Annotated in this window: 19 protein-coding genes and 1 pseudogene; 8 read left to right on the top strand and 12 right to left on the bottom strand. The window is 58.9% G+C overall.

What is annotated here, in order from left to right; all coding sequences use genetic code 11:
- Nucleotides 1-233 precede the first annotated feature (233 nt).
- The 4 genes from MUN84_RS11575 to MUN84_RS11560 form a co-directional block, all read right to left on the bottom strand.
- Complete coding sequence (locus MUN84_RS11575) at nt 234-1,463, bottom strand: FtsX-like permease family protein (protein WP_244694247.1); 1,230 nt, start codon at nt 1,461-1,463, stop codon at nt 234-236.
- 51 nt (nt 1,464-1,514) lie between these two features.
- Entirely contained in the window at nt 1,515-1,913 is a 399-nt protein-coding gene (locus tag MUN84_RS11570) for a hypothetical protein (RefSeq protein ID WP_244694246.1), read from the bottom strand.
- Between the two features lie 71 nt (nt 1,914-1,984).
- Nucleotides 1,985-2,794 (bottom strand): class I SAM-dependent methyltransferase, encoded by an 810-nt coding sequence (locus tag MUN84_RS11565; RefSeq protein ID WP_244694245.1) that lies wholly within the window; start codon nt 2,792-2,794, stop codon nt 1,985-1,987.
- A gap of 99 nt (nt 2,795-2,893) precedes the next feature.
- Nucleotides 2,894-3,226 (bottom strand): ribosome-binding factor A, encoded by a 333-nt coding sequence (locus MUN84_RS11560; protein ID WP_317238907.1) that lies wholly within the window; start codon nt 3,224-3,226, stop codon nt 2,894-2,896.
- A gap of 347 nt (nt 3,227-3,573) precedes the next feature.
- On the opposite strand from MUN84_RS11560, the gene MUN84_RS11555 reads away from it, so the two are divergent.
- The gene (locus tag MUN84_RS11555; RefSeq protein WP_244694244.1) at nt 3,574-3,951 is read left to right on the top strand and encodes a hypothetical protein; all 378 of its coding nucleotides are present in this window, start codon (nt 3,574-3,576) and stop codon (nt 3,949-3,951) included.
- Nucleotides 3,915-4,805, top strand: a complete 891-nt coding sequence (locus MUN84_RS11550) for a hypothetical protein (RefSeq protein ID WP_244694243.1) — start codon at nt 3,915-3,917, stop codon at nt 4,803-4,805. The genes MUN84_RS11555 and MUN84_RS11550 overlap by 37 nt, the downstream gene beginning before the upstream one ends.
- On the opposite strand, the gene MUN84_RS11545 is transcribed toward MUN84_RS11550, so the two are convergent.
- The 4 genes and pseudogenes from MUN84_RS11545 to glyA form a co-directional block, all read right to left on the bottom strand.
- Nucleotides 4,777-4,941: a hypothetical protein gene (locus MUN84_RS11545; protein ID WP_244694242.1), complete on the bottom strand. Its 165-nt coding sequence runs from the start codon at nt 4,939-4,941 to the stop codon at nt 4,777-4,779. The two genes, MUN84_RS11550 and MUN84_RS11545, sit on opposite strands and share 29 nt — an antisense overlap.
- A 266-nt stretch (nt 4,942-5,207) precedes the next feature.
- Nucleotides 5,208-5,636 (bottom strand): ribose 5-phosphate isomerase B, encoded by a 429-nt coding sequence (gene rpiB / locus MUN84_RS11540; RefSeq protein WP_244694241.1) that lies wholly within the window; start codon nt 5,634-5,636, stop codon nt 5,208-5,210.
- A gap of 124 nt (nt 5,637-5,760) precedes the next feature.
- Complete coding sequence (gene tatC, locus MUN84_RS11535; protein WP_311136872.1) at nt 5,761-6,618, bottom strand: twin-arginine translocase subunit TatC; 858 nt, start codon at nt 6,616-6,618, stop codon at nt 5,761-5,763.
- A 156-nt stretch (nt 6,619-6,774) separates the two neighbouring features.
- A pseudogene (gene glyA / locus MUN84_RS11530) lies at nt 6,775-8,066 on the bottom strand (serine hydroxymethyltransferase).
- Between the two features lie 477 nt (nt 8,067-8,543).
- On the opposite strand from glyA, the gene MUN84_RS11525 reads away from it, so the two are divergent.
- The 5 genes from MUN84_RS11525 to MUN84_RS11505 all read left to right on the top strand — a co-directional run bounded on the left by MUN84_RS11525 (nt 8,544) and on the right by MUN84_RS11505 (nt 12,449).
- On the top strand, nt 8,544-8,720 hold the full coding sequence (locus MUN84_RS11525) for a hypothetical protein (RefSeq protein ID WP_244694240.1): 177 nt from the start codon (nt 8,544-8,546) through the stop codon (nt 8,718-8,720).
- A 26-nt stretch (nt 8,721-8,746) separates the two neighbouring features.
- Nucleotides 8,747-8,980, top strand: coding sequence for a hypothetical protein (locus MUN84_RS11520; RefSeq protein ID WP_244694239.1), 234 nt, complete (start codon nt 8,747-8,749; stop codon nt 8,978-8,980).
- On the top strand, nt 8,887-10,788 hold the full coding sequence (locus tag MUN84_RS11515; RefSeq protein ID WP_244694238.1) for a beta-1,3-glucanase family protein: 1,902 nt from the start codon (nt 8,887-8,889) through the stop codon (nt 10,786-10,788). The genes MUN84_RS11520 and MUN84_RS11515 overlap by 94 nt, the downstream gene beginning before the upstream one ends.
- Before the next feature lie 233 nt (nt 10,789-11,021).
- Complete coding sequence (locus tag MUN84_RS11510; protein WP_244694237.1) at nt 11,022-11,534, top strand: hypothetical protein; 513 nt, start codon at nt 11,022-11,024, stop codon at nt 11,532-11,534.
- Between the two features lie 111 nt (nt 11,535-11,645).
- Entirely contained in the window at nt 11,646-12,449 is an 804-nt protein-coding gene (locus MUN84_RS11505) for a hypothetical protein (RefSeq protein WP_244694236.1), read from the top strand.
- Between the two features lie 201 nt (nt 12,450-12,650).
- Here MUN84_RS11505 and MUN84_RS11500 read toward each other — a convergent pair whose 3' ends face one another.
- The 4 genes from MUN84_RS11500 to MUN84_RS11485 all read right to left on the bottom strand — a co-directional run bounded on the left by MUN84_RS11500 (nt 12,651) and on the right by MUN84_RS11485 (nt 14,229).
- Nucleotides 12,651-12,848, bottom strand: a complete 198-nt coding sequence (locus MUN84_RS11500) for a hypothetical protein (RefSeq protein WP_244694235.1) — start codon at nt 12,846-12,848, stop codon at nt 12,651-12,653.
- The gene (locus tag MUN84_RS11495; RefSeq protein ID WP_244694234.1) at nt 12,812-13,348 is read right to left on the bottom strand and encodes a metallophosphoesterase; all 537 of its coding nucleotides are present in this window, start codon (nt 13,346-13,348) and stop codon (nt 12,812-12,814) included. The genes MUN84_RS11500 and MUN84_RS11495 overlap by 37 nt, the downstream gene beginning before the upstream one ends.
- A gap of 82 nt (nt 13,349-13,430) precedes the next feature.
- Complete coding sequence (locus MUN84_RS11490; protein ID WP_244694233.1) at nt 13,431-13,646, bottom strand: hypothetical protein; 216 nt, start codon at nt 13,644-13,646, stop codon at nt 13,431-13,433.
- A gap of 76 nt (nt 13,647-13,722) precedes the next feature.
- The gene (locus MUN84_RS11485) at nt 13,723-14,229 is read right to left on the bottom strand and encodes a hypothetical protein (protein WP_244694232.1); all 507 of its coding nucleotides are present in this window, start codon (nt 14,227-14,229) and stop codon (nt 13,723-13,725) included.
- A 368-nt stretch (nt 14,230-14,597) separates the two neighbouring features.
- Here MUN84_RS11485 and MUN84_RS11480 point away from each other — a divergent pair, with 368 nt between their 5' ends.
- A complete protein-coding gene (locus MUN84_RS11480) occupies nt 14,598-15,755 on the top strand; it encodes a zinc-dependent alcohol dehydrogenase (RefSeq protein WP_244694231.1) in 1,158 nt (385 codons plus the stop codon).

Here is a 15,755-nt window from a genome sequence, read left to right as displayed (position 1 = left end):
TGCGTTGTGCTGATGAATACAGAGGAGCTGCAAGGCTACCATTTACGCTCCACGCGGCCGGCAGCGTAAGCGTAAATCCGGTTCAACTTGCCGGTTATACTGAGTGTAAGCAAAGCAACTCATCCGCATCGTCTGGCTGATCAGGCAGAACGGGCATGATGCGTGAGCTACGCTTTTGCCTAGCGCTTATATTAAACCAGAGGATTATGGGGCTCAGCCGGGTAGGTAGTAGGCTATAGGTTCTCGCGCAGGTCGAGGCTAGCGGCGTTCAGGGCTGGCCTAATGGATACGGCAATGGTAATCAGAATGATGGCCATGCCGGTCAGGGCAATGTCGGAGAACTGCATTTTGACCGGGTAGGAGTCCACCACACTGGTAGCCATGCCCATGCCCACCAGATGGAAGGTTTGCTGAAGCCAACAGATACCCACGCCCAGCACTAGGCCCGTCAGGGCGCCCACCTGAGCCACAATAGCGCCTACCAGCAGAAACACATTGCGGATGGTGCGGGAACTGGCTCCCATGGCCATCAGCACGGCAATATCCTTGTGCTTATCGATAACGAGCATCGAGAGCGAGAAGAAGATGTTGATGCTGGCAATAAGCAGGATGAAAGCAAAGGTGATGAACACGAACATCTTCTCCACCTTAATAGCCTTCAGCAAACTCAGGTGCTGCTCATCCGAGTCCAGAATTTTGAAGCCCTTACCCAGTTCCCGCTTCAGGTCGTCCTTTACCTGCCCAATATCCTGGCGGTCTTTTACCTTAACCTCCAGGGCCGTGCGACGGTTTTCGTAGTGCAGCAGGTTGCGGGCAAACTCCAGGGGCACGAAGATGTAGCTGTCGTCGACGTGCTGCTCAATCAGAAAAACGCCCCCGGCCAGAATGTTCTGCTCGTTAAAGGCCGTTTCGGGGTTCATGGAAAGCGTCTTCTTGCCCGTGTTGCGCGGGTAAAGCAAGCGCATGGGCGAGAAGCGGTTGTCGAGGGCAATGCTGAGCTCGTGCTGCACGCCGGCCCCAAGCAGGGCATAGTCCATGCCGTCGCGGTGGAGCTTGGAGCTACCTTCCACCACGGCCGAGTCGATGTTGCTTTGGCGGTAGTAGTTATCCGAAACGCCCTTCATCTTCACCACCATTTGCCGGTCGCGGTACTGCAACAAAGCGTTGTCCTCGATTACTTCTGTAACCAGGGCCACGTTGGGCAGCCCCTGGATGCGCTTGATGAGCGGAGGGCCTACCTCAAAGGATTTACCCTGCACGGCGGTAATCACCAAGTCGGGGTCCGATTTGCCATAGAGGCTGCGCGCCACTTCCTCTAGCCCGTTGAACACGGACAGCACAATGATCAACGCCATCGTGCCTACCGCCACGCCTACCATGGAGATATTGGAGATGATGCTAATAATGTTGCGCTTCTTCTTCGAGAGAAAATAACGCCGGGCAATGAGCAAGGGTACGTTCACGTGCGGGGCGCGGAGGGGCGAGAGGTAGGGTAGGGGTAGAGTAGAAAAGGCTTAGCTAGCACGACGCATAAATTCCTCCAGCCGACGCAGGCGTTCCTCGTGGTTGTTTAGCACCACTTCTTTCAACTCCCGGACGTCCGTCTTAATCGTGCGAAGCTCACCCAGAATAGCTTGGTTGACTTCCTGCTGCTGGGTGTTGAACTGCTGTTGCTCGGTATTGAAGCGTAACTGCTGGGTATTGAACTGCTCCTGCCGAGCATTGAACTGAATTTGCTGGGCGTTGAATTGTTGCTGATCCGTGTAGATCAACTCAATCTGATGCAGCATTTTGCCTTGCACCTCCGCTACCGTGCGCAGAATGTCATTGGTCTGCTTGATTTCGCCCTGCTGACGATCCATGCGAAGGAGCATTTCCGCTAGCAGTTCAGAAAAATCATTTTTATCAGCCATGGCAAAGGAAGATAGAGGGAAATGGTGCAGCTACATAATAGCAGCAAGATACGCCACCGGGCGGAAAAGGTCTATTTCCAGGCTTTCACAATCAGGCCAGTGCCAGAATCATGTTTGCCGTTAGCGTCGAACCAGTTCAGAATCAGGCAGAACGGGAACGTAATCAGGTAGTAAAACGGCAACAGCAGGAAGAATAGCTTGGATTTGCCCAGCATCAGGATGGGGTATTTCATGCTCAAACGCCACGATACCTGGCCCGGCTCCCCGTAGCTGTAGCGCGCCTCAATGCGTTCAAAACCGGCGGTGCGCAGCTTCTGCTGAATCTCGTGAATGTTGTAGCCGTCGCGCACGTGCTCCTCAATAAAGGAGGTTTCGCCGTCGGCGTGCACATCGGAGCCACCTTGGTCTGAAGGGGTAGAGATGAGCAGCATACCGCCATCTTTGAGGGAGGCGTGAATGTTGCGAAACACTTCCACATCTTCCAGAATGTGCTCCATCACGTCCACGGATAGGGCCAGGTCAAAGGAATTGGGTTGCTGGTACAGCACTAAATCCTGAACGGCGAATTGAGCATTGGTGCGCCCGATTTGCCGGAAGAACTGATTAGAATCGGCCACCTGCTCATCTTTCACATCCACGGCCAAAATCTGCCACTTGCGGCTCAGGCCCGACATCCAGTAGGTGTACTGCCCGTAGCCGGAGCCAGCATCCAGAATGTTCAGGCTTTCGTCGGTGCGGCCCTTGGACCACTGGCGCAACTCCCGGTGCACGTGCCAGGTGCGCAGCAGCAGCAAATCGAGCAGGTGATAGAAGAGGCGGCGCAGCAGTGGCGTACGGTTGAAGACTTCGCCAAGCGACTTCTTAATCGGGTCGTAGTACAAGGGGAAAAGGTGAAGTTGAGAAGTTGAGAAGTTGTGAGGCTGAAGAAAGGGAAGAGCATTTCTGCAACTCACCATTCCACAACTTCACAAATTCGCCATTTACTCATCGTCGTCGGCGAAGAGCTTGGGGCGTTTCGGGCTGCTGCCTTCGGTGTCGGAACCGGGCGTTTCGTTATCGGCTGGGGCGGGCGGAATGTGCAGGTCGCCGAATACCTTGTCCATGTGGGCGGCGTAGGAAGCCGAGTCATCGACGAAGAACACGAGGTCGGGCACGATGCGCAGCTGCTGGCGCACGCGCTTGGCCAGGGCCTGCCGGATTACTTTCACGTTATCCTCGACCAGGGTCTGCTGCTGCTCCGCGCTGGCGGTATTGGAGGCAATGAGTAAGCTCAGGTACACGCGGGCTATTCCCAAGTCGGGTGACACGCGCACCAGGTTGATGCCGGCGGCAAACCCGGAAACAGGTGCGGCAGGTCGCGCTGAAATACGGCGGCTAACTCCTGTTGGAGCAAGCTGGCTACTTTTTGCTGTCGTTTACTTTCCATAAGAATCGGCAAAGATACCGGTTGAGGGTGATTAAGTCAGTAGGTAATTGGTGATGAGGGCGGAAGGAGCTGAAAATAGTTAGCTAGGCTAGCACCGCGGCAGTACTGTGAGCTTAAGGCAGGTAGAAGCCACGTTACTGACGCAACACCGGGCCCGTGCCTAGCGCGACGCCGGATGCCGTACTTTTACTTTTCGCTTCGGTTTTCTCCGCCTACGTCTCAGGTCTTACTTCCTTGCTGCAATTCTTTAAAAGCTCCCTGCCCACCCGCCTGTTCGCCTTGCTGCTGCTGCTGCTGGCGCTCCGGCTGCCGTTGCTGTGGCTGGGCATTGCCCTTACCCCCGTGGAGCTGCGGGCCCTGCTGGTGGGCGAGCGGCTGCACGAAGGCGCCCTGCTCTACCGCGACTTATACGATAGCACCGCGCCCTTGTCGGCAGCGTTGTTTGGGGCGCTTGATTTTGTTGGAAGCCGGCCGGTGTGGCTCTACCGCATTCTGGCCCTGTTGCTGCTGGCGTTCCAGGCCCTGCGCTTCAACTTCGTGCTGAACCGGGCCGATGTGCACCCGAGCGTGGCTACGTGGGGGCCCTCACCTACCTGCTCATCGGCAGCCTGACCACCGACCTGGATACCATGTCGCCGCTGCTGCTGGGCCACTCCTTTCTGATTGCTGCCCTGAGCGCCCTGCTGCCTACCTCCCGGGAAGGCTACGATAACCGCCGACTGTTTCGGGCTGGCTTTCTGGTGGGCGTGGGGGCGCTGTGCTACCTGCCGCTGGCGCTGTTTCTGCTGGTAGGCTTGTTTGCCGTCATCGTGTTTGCGGCCAATTCCTTCCGTAGCTTTCTGCTGCTGGTGTGCGGCTTCCTGTTTCCGTACGCGGTAGCCACCACCTTTTTCCTCTACACGGAATCCTTGCCCGATTTTGCCCAGTTTCATTTGCAGCCTACCCTGCAGGGGCGGGTGCACGAAACCGACGGGCTCCCGCTCTGGGTGCTGCTGCGCCTGCTGGTACTGCCGGGGCTGCTGGTGCTGTTGGGCATCGGGCGCAGCTTCACTACTTCCCTGGGCCTAGTGTTTCAGGTGAAATTCCTGCAGCTAATGCTGGTGTGGCTGGTGGTGGCGGTGGCTATTGCGGCAGTGGGCCGGGGCATGGCTACTGGCACGCTGGTGCTGCTGCTACCGCCACTCACGTACTTCAGCTTGTTTCTCTGGCAGAAAGCCCAACGGCGCTGGCTACCGGAGCTGCTGCTGCTGCTGGTAATTGGAGCCGTGGTGGTGGTGCGCTACCGGGCCGTGCTGCACCTAGAGCAAATTGTGCAGATTCCGGCCGAGAGCCGCTACGCCGTGCAGCCCAATCCGCGCTACGACTTCCTGCGGGTCAGCGCCTGCTCGTGCTCGGCCCCGACCAACGACCCTACCTGCACAACCGCCTGGCGACGCCCTACCTCGACTGGGGCTGGCCCAGGTTGACTTCGGGCACCTGCGCGAGTACGACGCCGTATTCCGGCTGGCGCACAACTTCCACGCCGCCCCGCCCCAATACCTCATCGACCAAGCCGGGCTGCTGCCGGAGCTGCAATACAAAGTGCCCGGCATCTTCAGCCACTACCAGCCCACCAACACCCCGGCGTCTACCGCCTGCAGCGGTGAGATGGTGATTGAGTGAAGTAGGACATTATCATGGCGAGGGTACCGACACCATCTGTTTTATCCAGGGTGCTACCCCTTCTAATGTGACAAGCCCTTGACGTCCGTGCTGGCGTCAAGGGCTTGTCCCGTTTCTAGGCTATTCACAGATAGGGAGGAAGGATGGCGGCGTCGTGCCTCTTCGCCATGACCTCCACTCATTCACCAACTCACAACTTTACCCTCTCACAAGTTGATTTTATCAACGCGGGTTTGGTGGCGGCCACCTTCGAAGGCGGTGTTCAGGAACTGGCTGACGATGGCGCGGGCGGTTTCTGCGTCCACGAAGCGGGCCGGGACGCACAGCACATTGGCGTTGTTGTGCTGGCGGATGAGGCTGGCTACCTCCGGCTCCCAGGCCAAGCCGGCCCGGATGCCTTGGTGCTTGTTGGCCGTGATGCAGACGCCGTTAGCCGAGCCGCAGAGCAAAATGCCCTGCTCAAACTCGCCGCGCTCCACGGCCGAGGCCAGCGGGTGCACGTAGTCGGGGTAGTCTACGGAGTCAGCGGAATGCGTGCCGAAGTCCTGAACTTCGTAGCCGTTGTCGCGCAGCCATTGCAACAGCATTTGCTTCTGCTCGAAGCCGGCGTGGTCGGAGCCGATGGCAAGTTTCATATACTATCAGAGAAAGAGTGGAAATGAACAGGGCGCCGGTACCCAACCGGCTCAAACGAAACATGTGCTGATGCAGCCATTTTCAGAGCACATCAGCACATGGTAGCCACTAGCTTATGATGGGTTACGCTACCCCGTGGTTTTCGGCTAACTGGGCATTGAGGGCCGCCGTACGGCCCCGGCTTACAACCCGGGCAATGTTGATGCTCAGCTCGTAAAGCAGAATGATGGGAATGGTTACAATAATCTGGGCCGACACATCGGGAGGCGTGATGACGGCCGCAATTACCAGGATGACCACAATGGCGTGCTTGCGGTACACGCGCATGATTTCGGGCGTAATCAGCCCGGCCTTGGCCAGGAAGAACACAATCATGGGCAGCTCGAACACGAAGGCGCAGGAAAGCGACATGGTCGTGAGCGTACTGATGTAGCTCTGCATGTCCATCTGGTTTTCAATGGTAGGGTCTACCACGTAGTTGGCCAAGAACTGGATGCTCATGGGCGCGGCAATGTAGTAGCCGAACAGCAGCCCGATGGCAAACAGCACCGACACAAAAAACACGGCGCCCTGGGAGTTTTGCCGCTCGTGCGGATACAGGCCCGGCTTGATAAAACGCCACAGCTCCCAGAACAGGTAGGGAAAGCCCAGCACCAACCCCACGATAAAAGAGGTGCTGATGTGCATGGTCAGCTGCCCGCTCATTTCGCGGTTCTGAATCACGAAGCCAATTTTATCGATGCACAAGCTGGGCGCGTGCAGCCACTCGCCGGCCCGGCAAAACATCCGGTAGGTCCAGAAGTCGGCGCGGGAAGGCCCCAGAATCAGGTCGTGAAACAGGAAGTCTTTGGAGAAGAAAGCCACCAAAGCAAAAAGCACCACCGCAATAGCCGCCCGGATGATGTGCCAGCGCAGGGCTTCCAGGTGGTCGATAAAAGACATTTCCTGCTGGTCGCCCAGCGCGGGTTGAGTTGGATCCACTGAGTGAAATGGTGAATAGTGAAGTGGCGAAATGGTGAGTAAACCAGCCGGCTCGGAACAAGCGGCAAGAAACAAACGAAAAAACGGGGCAAGAAGATGGGTTCAGCCTGATTTCCCGGACCGAACCCACTACCTCACTATTTCACCATTTCACCGCTAAGCGAAAAGCGGATACTGCTGCATCCACTCGTTGATTTCGCCGCGCACCCGGGCCAGGCGGGCATCGTCGGCGTTGTGGGTCAGCACCTCATCAATGAACCCTACAATACGGGCCATGTCGGTTTCCTTGAGGCCACGGGTAGTTACGGCGGCCGAGCCGATGCGCATGCCGCTGGTCACGAAGGGCGACTTGTCATCGAAGGGCACCATGTTCTTGTTGATGGTGATATCGGCCTTGATAAGAGTGTTTTCGGCCAGTTTGCCGGTCAGGCCCTTGCTGCGCAGATCAATGAGCATCAGGTGGTTATCGGTGCCGCCGGAAATAATTTGGTAGCCGCGCTCCACGAAAGCGCCGGCTAGGGCCTGGGCGTTCTTGATAACCTGGTGGGTGTAGTCGGTGTAGGCGTCGCTCAGGGCCTCGCCGAACGCTACCGCCTTCGCCCCAATAACGTGCTCCAGGGGGCCGCCCTGGGTGCCGGGGAATACGGCGCTGTCGAGCAGGCTGCTCATCATCCGGATTTCGCCCTTGGGCGTTTTCAAGCCGAAGGGGTTCTCGAAGTCCTTGCCTAGCAAAATCAGGCCGCCGCGAGGGCCGCGCAGGGTTTTGTGGGTCGTCGTCGTTACGATGTGGCAGTAATCGAAGGGGTTATTCAGCAAGCCCTTGACAATCAGGCCGGAGGGGTGCGAAATATCGGCCAGCAGTAGGGCGCCTACCTCGTCGGCGGCTTCGCGCAGGGCCTGGTAGTTCCAGTCGCGGGAGTAGGCTGAGGCCCGCAAATGATAAGCTTGGGCTGCTCCCGGCGGGCGGTTTCCTTTACCTTGTCCCAGTCGATGAGGCCGGTTTCGCGCTCTACTCCATAGAAGGTAGGCTGGTAGAGCTTGCCCGAAAAGTTCACCGGCGAGCCGTGGGTCAGGTGGCCGCCGTGGCTCAGGTCGAAGCCCAGAATTTTGTCGCCGGGGTTGAGCACGGCCAGCATCACGGCCGCGTTGGCCTGGGCCCCGGAGTGGGGCTGCACGTTCACCCACTCTACCCCGAACAGCTCCTTGGCCCGGTCGATGGCCAACTGCTCAATCTGATCCACGATTTCGCAGCCGCCGTAGTAGCGCTTGCCGGGCAGGCCCTCGGCGTATTTGTTGGTGAGAATGGAGCCCTGGGCCCGCATCACGTGCTCCGACACGTAGTTCTCGGAGGCAATGAGTTCAAGGCCGTGGGTTTGGCGCTCTTTCTCCTTCTGAATCAGGTCGAAGACGGCGGTATCGAGGGCGAGGGTAGGGGCTTGCGTTTCCATGGCTTCAAAGGTAAGCGTAAAAGCTGATGAGGTAATGAGGTTGCCGAGCAGGGTAGCCCAGGCCCTTGGCTGCTCGGGGTGAAGCGACCGGCCAGTAGGTACAAAATTTAGGCATGTGATGGTGAGGTAGTCGGCTCATAACGTGTGCAGTAACTGCAATTTTGGGCGTGCGCTTACGGCCCACGGCGCAAACAGGACGCCCCGGCTATGTGCCCTAACGGCAGGCGTAGGTGCGCAGTAAGCGTTGCAGGCTCGGTAGGCTGGAAAAAAGGGCGTTGTTCTTCCCTGCAAAACCCACCTACATTGCCATTGTCCTAATGCCCCGGAGGCACTGTCAACTCTGGGTAGTGGCGCCTAACGCCCGGACTCTCTCCCGCTCCTGTTCTGCTCTTACACACCTGCTTGCCGCCTACCCTTTCAACGGGTGGTCGGGGCCGGTGTGCTTGTTTCTCTCTTCCCACCACAACCATTTCATCTATGAAAAAGCGTACTCTCTATTCCCTCATTTTGCTCTGGCTGAGCGCCTTACTGCCCTGCGGGGCCTGGGCCCAGGGTAGTATTCCCTTTACCATTGCCAACAACTCACCCTTCCCCGACTCGGACCTGTACGTGGCCATTGTGGGTATTGATGGGCCGGCAACCACGTCTGGATAAATGCCGCCAACAGCCAGGTGCTCCCCATGAACTCCTCCTACAATACCGTAACGGGCCCGACGTACAACGGCAACACCGGGCCTGGCAGCAACTCCAAGTACGCGGCCTGTTTTACCCGGCTCAGCAGCATTCCGAATAAGACCTTTACCCTGCCCTACATTGCGGGGTGCCGGGTGTTTATCTCGCGGGGGCAGCAGCTCTACCTGTACTTCTTTGGCTCGTCGGGGCGCCCTCAGGCTACGCGGCCCCTAACTCCCTGAACCCGAACGACCCGAACCGGGACATCATGTACGAGTTTGTGGAGCTGACCAACAACCAGTACGGATTCTTCGGTAACACTACCCGCGTGGATGCCTTCCGCTACCCCATGGGCCTGGAGCTGTTCGGGGCGGGCGGCTACCAGAAGCGCACTGGGGAGCTAAAAACGGCCGCCGACATTGTGGCCGCCTACAAAGCCAACGTGCCCGCTGAGTTTCAGGGCACGGTGAACAACGCCACCGGCGAAATCACCTTCCCAGCCAAAACGGCCGCCTTTGCCGATGGCACCAACGGCACTACCCCCGGCCCCTACGGCAACTACTTCAAGAGCTACATCGACGCCATCTGGAACAAGTACAAGACCACGGACCTGATTTTCTACGCCGGCAACGCGGGCGTGTTCAAGGGCCGCGTGGACGCCAACGACCGGCTGACGGTAGTGGGCCAGTCGGGTGCTTTTGCGGGCCGCACGGGCATTATCAACGGCCGCCCCACCACCCAAATGGCCTTTGAGGGCAAAGGCTTGCTCGACAACCGCGTCGGCGACGGGGACTGTGACCTAGTAGTGCAGGCCCAGATGACGGCCGCCATTAACCGCCACGTAGTGGACGTAACCACCGCTGCCCCTGGCCAGCAGAACTGGTACGATGCCAGCAAATACTACCAGGCCGCCCCAGCCAACTACTACGCCCGCTTCTGGCACCTGCCCGGCATCAGCGTGGATAACCTCAGCTACGGCTTTGCTTACGACGACGTGAACGACCAATCGGCGACCTTGCACACGCCCCAGCCCACCAAGGTTGTTGCCACCTTCGGCGGTTACGCCGGCACCACAACCACCCCACCACCCGCTACCGGCGTGGCTACCGTGTACAAGGACTGCAACTACACGGGCACGGCCGTGGCCCTGCCCGCCGGCAACTACAACCTAGCCGCGCTGCAAAGCCGGGGCATCCTCAATGATGACGTGTCTTCCCTGAGGGTAAATGCTGGCTACGAGGTAGTACTATATGAAAACGACAACTTCACGGGCGGCACCCTCACGGTGGGTAGCGCCGGCAACGCCTGCCTAGTAAATAACCCCCTGGGAACCAGCAACTGGAACGACAAGACCACCTCCTTGCGGGTGCGCGCCACTACCACTTCTACCTTTAGCGTACTGCTGCAGGCCGAAGCTGCTAACGTGAACAGCGGCATGACGGTAGAAACCACCACCGATACCGGCGGCGGACAAAACATGGGCTTCGTAGATGCCAATGACTACCTGGTATTCAACGCCATCAACTTCCCAACCACCGGTACCTATACCATTGAGTACCGCGTGGCCAGCCCCAGCGGCGGTACCGTGTCGTCAGACTTAAATGCCGGTGCTATTCAGCTGGGCAACACCACCATTCCGGCCACCGGCGGCTGGCAGAACTGGACGACCGTATCGAGAACCGTAACGGTGAATGCCGGCACCTACAACTTTGGCGTATTCGCCCAGACTGGCGGCTGGAACATTAACTGGATTCGGATTACGCGGGCCACGGCAGCCCGCCCCGCGACTATAACCGCGGCAGCGCCCGAAGCCGCTACGGCCGGCACCCAGCTCTACCCCAACCCGGTAGTAAACCGCCTGCGCCTAAGTGGCGGCAATCTAAGCCTAGCTGGCAGTCAGTACCGCATCGTAGACATGCAGGGCCGCACTATAGCTACCGGCGCCTTCGACGAAGGAACGGCCGAGGTTAGCGCCCTGCGGGCAGGCATGTACCTGCTGGTGGTGCGCACGAAAGACCAACAGACAATTACCCACCGCTTCGCGAAGTAAGGGAGCTTTGCGCTTCGGTACAGAAGGCTACCCGGGTGGGTAGCCTTCTTTTTTTCCGGGAAAGGGGTACCCACCGGCAGCCTCACTAGCAGCCAGAAAACTCAGCTATTACGGGCCGAGGGTAAGTGCTCCGGCAGATCGGCCTGCCCACGCTACTCCCTACCGAGTTGAATTGGTCCGGTCATTTTGTCGTAGTGCTTGCGCCGTGTGGCTACTTACGTGTTACTTGCCGAATGAACTCGCCCCAACAGCTTGCCGAAGTCCTGACCAGTCTGCGGATTGGTAATCAGTCGTACCTGATTACCTTCTATGAGCAGAACCGCGACTTATTCGCCCGCTGGGCCCGGCGGCAGCACCAATTGGCACCCGCCGCGGCCCACGAGTTGCTGCGCGCGGTGCTAGTTACCTTCTACGACCAGGTATCCGATGGGCGCCTGACCAAGCTACCCCCGGATGTGCGGGCCTACGTGTACGGACTGGCCGACGAGAAAATCCGCTCGGCCCATACCACCGAAATTCTGCCCAAAAACGAGGCCAGCCGGCGCCAACAACTGTTGGCGCTGTTTCAGCAGCTCGGCCTCGACTGCCAGAAAATGCTGATGTACTTTTACTTCCGGGGCTACAACTTCGAGAAGGTGGCCGGTAAGATGGGCTTTGCAAACGCCAACGTGGCCCGCCTGCAGAAAGCCGCCTGCCTGCGCAAGCTCTACGAGCTGCGGGTGCGGGCCGAAGCGGCGGGTGCGTAGCCGCGGGCTGCCTGCTTCTGCGTAGCTTAGCCCCCGATTCGCCAACTTTGTTTTTCTGCTGACGCGCCGGCGGTTGTCTCTGGTGCGTTTGCTTCCCGGTTTTACTTTCCCATGACGCCGCCTGCCTTCGACCTGCGCCCTTACCTGGAAGAGCTGGAACGCTTCGCCGATGGCCAGATGACGCCCCCTGAACAGGCCGCCTTTGAAAAGCGCCTTGAGCAGGACCCCGACCTGTACCGGGCCTACCAGGCCTACGAGCAGTTGGCGGCCGACTTGCGCTGGGTGGCCGGCCACGAAACCCTGCACCAGCGCCTGCTAGCCCTCGACCGCCGCCTGGACCAGCGCCAGGATGCTTTAACCCGCATCCGGCGGCGCCAGCGCAAAACCCAGCAGCAATGGGGAGCCGTTGTAGTGATGGGCGTAGTGGCTTTACTGGCCCTGTGGCTGGTGCTACGACCTAGTGCTCCTTCAGCCGAAGCATCCTGGGCCCGATACTACGTGCCCGAAGCCGGCCTGCCCGACGACGTAGTAAACGAGAGCCGCCGCCCCTTGCTGGCCGAGGCCATGCGCCAGTACCGCGACGGGCGCTACACGGATGCGTTGCACGCCCTGCGCCGGGTGCCTACCAGCAGCCTGGGCCAAGATACCCTGCTTTACTACAGCGGCATTATGCTGCTAAGCCAGGAAGGAACAGAAGAAATCCGGGCTGCCCAGCCCTTCCTACGGCGCGTAGCCATGCAGTCTAGCTCCCAATTAGCCGGCCGGGCCCGCTACCACCTGGGCATGGCGTACTGGCGCAACCAACAAATTACCGCCGCTCGCAACACCCTGCGCGCCGTCGCTAACGATACCCGCAACCCCTACCAAGATGCCGCCCGCCAGCTACTGCGCTCCGCAGCGCTGCCGCAGGAGTAAAGTGAGTGAGCGAAGCAAGGCTACAATACTTATATAAAAATCATCTGTCATCCTGAGCAGCGCGAAGGACCTTGTCACGCCTGAACGAGTCGTTGTTACGAAGTCGTGCTGACGTGATAAGGTCCTTCGCGCTGCTCAGGATAGCAGATGATTTTTAAGCTTATCAACTACTAAATCACCCAATCACCCCACTTCACTGCCTCACCTTACTCCAATGGGATAGTCGGGCTCTATGTTGGGTTGCAGGTGTAGCTTGTCGGCGTCTAGGTCCAGCGCGGCCAGGTGGCGTAGCTCCGGGTTGTGGCGGTACACGCAGCCGGTATCGAGGCCGATGGCTCCGGCGCGCTGCTGAACCCGTTGCTCTACCTCAGTGGTAGGGGTAGGAACGTGGCCGTGCACCAGGCGGCGGCCCCAGTACGGGAGGCATCGAACACAAACTCCTTGATGTTGAGCATGGTGTGCCAGTCCTGGCGCATCTGGGCGGGCGGCAAGTGGAAGTTGAAACCCGCGTGCACCAAAATAAAGCCCGGAATTTCAAACTGGTACGGCAAGTCGTTGATCCAGCGTAGGTAGCGCTCCGGAATATCCTCGGGTTGCTCCACCCCAAAGCTGCGCAGGGTCAGCTCCCGGTCGGCCACGGAGCCCCAGGTTAGCGTCACTTGGTCTTGGGCCGCGTGCAGCAGGTCTTGGTCGTGGTTGCCGCGCAGGCACACCACCCGGTAGCCCCGCTCCGGCAGCTGCATGAGGTAGTCCAGCACGCCCCGGCTATTAGGACCTTTGTTTACGTAGTCGCCCAGCACATACAGCTCATCCTGAGGGCGGAGCTTGAGCTTCTCTTCTACTAAGTGCTGGAAGGACAGGAGGCAGCCGTGTAAATCGGTCGTGACGTAGCGGGCCATAACAATGGGGTAGCAACTGATTGATCGACAAATAAAAAGCACCTGCCCGAGGCAGGTGCTTTTCTTAAAGAAATAGGTTTGGCTACGCGTAAGGCGGCTTGCCTAAATCGGGTTTTTCCAGGTTGCGGTTGGGGTGGCGCTGGGGCGCATCCTGCGCTTCTTGCTCCAGTTGGTCTTCTACCTGCTCATCCCGGTCGTTTACGGGTAGGTTGCCGGCGCCTTTGGGCTGCTCGGTTTGGGTAGGGCTGCCCGAGGGGCGCTTCGACTGCTGGTTGGTGTTATTGCTTTTGTACGGCATGGCGTTCGAAATTCAAGTTTGCTTTCGGAAAAGGTAGAGCGGAACATTCGAGAGCCGGGCTGGGCCCGGGCCTGCGCTACTGCACAATGGCCGTATCGGAGGCGTTGGGGTCGGTAAGGTCGGCGTTGGTGCCTTGGCGGGCCAGCTCGTCGTTGTTGGGCTGGCGCTGCTCCATCTGGCCCATACCCACGCGGGAGTTGGGGTTGCGCATTTCGTCGCGGCCAGGACGGTCATCATCGGCATCCAGCTCGTCTACGGGGCGGCGGGGCTGCAAGTCCGGGTCCCGGTCGTCGGGCATGTCGTTGTTTGGTTGGTCTTGGCGGCCTTCTTCGTTGCTCAGAAAGGTCTCCTGCCCGATGCGCTGGTTGTCGTCGGCATTTTCATTCACAGAAACGGCCGTGATGCCGCCGCTGCTGTCGGTGCCGTAGCCCTGGGGGCCGCCCATCCGGTCGCCGAAGCCGCCGCGGGCTTCTTCGTTCTTGGGCGGATTAGCTCCCGGAATGATATGGCCAGCAGCCAGTTCCTCTTCGGTGGTATCGTCGTTGATGACGCGGATGGGGCGGTCGTTCGGGTCAATTGCCATGGTAAGGGTAGGTAGTGGGTTGGCAGAGAGTATAAGGCATTGTACTAGGGTTGATGCGTTTGGGTTTAGGTGTCGGCCCAGGCAGCAGGTGGCTTGTGCATCAACCAAGCATGTGAATCCTTCAAGGGCACAATTAGTCAGCAGGCGCTTTTCCCGCTGAGTTCCCGCTGACTTCCTCCGTATTTACCCTCATCTTACTAGGGTATAAATACGGGTTTATATTGGATTTACCTCAGGGTGGCAACCTTGAACATAGAGGTCAGTACTACTTGAGGCCGCTGCCCGGCGCCTTTCCAGCCCACCCCTAACCTGGAAAAGCGCGGGGTAGCGGCCGCCACATCCCACCTGAACCTTAACGCAGGATTCCTATGCTAGCAATGGACTACCGGGGCCCGAAACGGGTCCGCGCCACTGAAAAACCAATGCCCGAAATCAAGCATCCTCAGGATGCTATTGTCCGGGTTACCCGCTCTTGCATTTGCGGTTCTGATTTGCACCTATACAACGGCAACGTACCGGACACGCGGGTTGGGTCGACCTTCGGGCACGAATTCACGGGTATCGTGGAGGAAGTGGGCCCCGATGTAACCAAGATTAAAGTGGGTGACCATGTGTTGGTGCCCTTCAACGTAGCCTGCGGCGAGTGTCACTTCTGTAAGCAGGGCATGTTTGGCAACTGCCACGAGTCGAACACTCAGGCCAGCGCCGTGGGCGGCATCTTTGGCTACTCCCACACGGCCGGCGGCTACAATGGCGGCCAGGCCGAATACGCCCGCGTACCCTATGCCAATGTGGGTCCCACGGTAATTCCGGAAGGCATGGACCCCGATGATGCTGTACTGCTCACGGACGTAGTACCCACCGGCTACCAAGCCGCCGAAATGGCTGGTATTCAGCCTGGTGATACGGTAGTAGTGTTTGGGGCCGGACCGGTTGGCATTATGGCCGCGCGCTGCTGCTGGCTCTTTGGCGCGGGTCGGGTCATCATCATCGACAAAGAAGACTACCGCCTGGAGTTTGCCAAGAACTACGCCAACTGCGAGGCGTACAACTTTGAAAAGGACATGGACGACCCGGTGGTATTCATCAAGAAGGCCACGGACTTCATGGGGGCCGACTGCGTGATTGATGCCGTAGGCGCTGAGGCGGCTGGCAACGCCATGCAGACCATCACGGGTCGTAAGCTGCTGCTGCAGGCGGGTTCCGCCACGGCCCTGCACTGGGCAATAAACTCGGTGAAAAAAGGCGGCGTAATCTCCATTGTGGGTGTGTACGGCCCAACGGATAACCTGGTGCCCATTGGCAACGTGCTTAATAAAGGCCTTACCATTCGGGCCAACCAGGCCTCGGTGAAGCGCCTGCTTCCCCGCCTGATTGAGCACGTGCAGAATGGCGTCATTAAGCCCAAGGAGCTCATTACGCACCGCATTCCGCTGGAAGAAGTAGCCGATGGCTACCGCATGTTCTCCGCCAAGCTGGACAACTGCATCAAGCCGCTGCTGGTTTTCCCCTCTGCCAACATCTAA

The sequence above is a fragment of the Hymenobacter sp. 5516J-16 genome (assembly GCF_022919335.1).
Classification (GTDB): Bacteria; Bacteroidota; Bacteroidia; order Cytophagales; family Hymenobacteraceae; genus Hymenobacter; species Hymenobacter sublimis.
The sequence above is the reverse complement of the archived record's forward strand: the minus strand, read 5'-3'. Positions and strand labels throughout refer to the sequence as shown.

What these genes read in the sequence shown, in the direction of transcription:
- MUN84_RS11495 (WP_244694234.1), bottom strand. Translation starts at nt 13,348, where the DNA reads ATGGCCCGCTACGTCACGACCGATTTACACGGCTGCCTCCTGTCCTTC.
- MUN84_RS11505 (WP_244694236.1), top strand. Translation starts at nt 11,646, where the DNA reads ATGACGCCGCCTGCCTTCGACCTGCGCCCTTACCTGGAAGAGCTGGAA.
- MUN84_RS11570 (WP_244694246.1), bottom strand. Translation starts at nt 1,913, where the DNA reads ATGGCTGATAAAAATGATTTTTCTGAACTGCTAGCGGAAATGCTCCTT.
- rpiB (WP_244694241.1), bottom strand. Translation starts at nt 5,636, where the DNA reads ATGAAACTTGCCATCGGCTCCGACCACGCCGGCTTCGAGCAGAAGCAA.
- MUN84_RS11490 (WP_244694233.1), bottom strand. Translation starts at nt 13,646, where the DNA reads ATGCCGTACAAAAGCAATAACACCAACCAGCAGTCGAAGCGCCCCTCG.
- MUN84_RS11525 (WP_244694240.1), top strand. Translation starts at nt 8,544, where the DNA reads ATGAAAAAGCGTACTCTCTATTCCCTCATTTTGCTCTGGCTGAGCGCC.
- MUN84_RS11480 (WP_244694231.1), top strand. Translation starts at nt 14,598, where the DNA reads ATGCTAGCAATGGACTACCGGGGCCCGAAACGGGTCCGCGCCACTGAA.
- MUN84_RS11520 (WP_244694239.1), top strand. Translation starts at nt 8,747, where the DNA reads ATGAACTCCTCCTACAATACCGTAACGGGCCCGACGTACAACGGCAAC.
- MUN84_RS11510 (WP_244694237.1), top strand. Translation starts at nt 11,022, where the DNA reads ATGAACTCGCCCCAACAGCTTGCCGAAGTCCTGACCAGTCTGCGGATT.
- MUN84_RS11485 (WP_244694232.1), bottom strand. Translation starts at nt 14,229, where the DNA reads ATGGCAATTGACCCGAACGACCGCCCCATCCGCGTCATCAACGACGAT.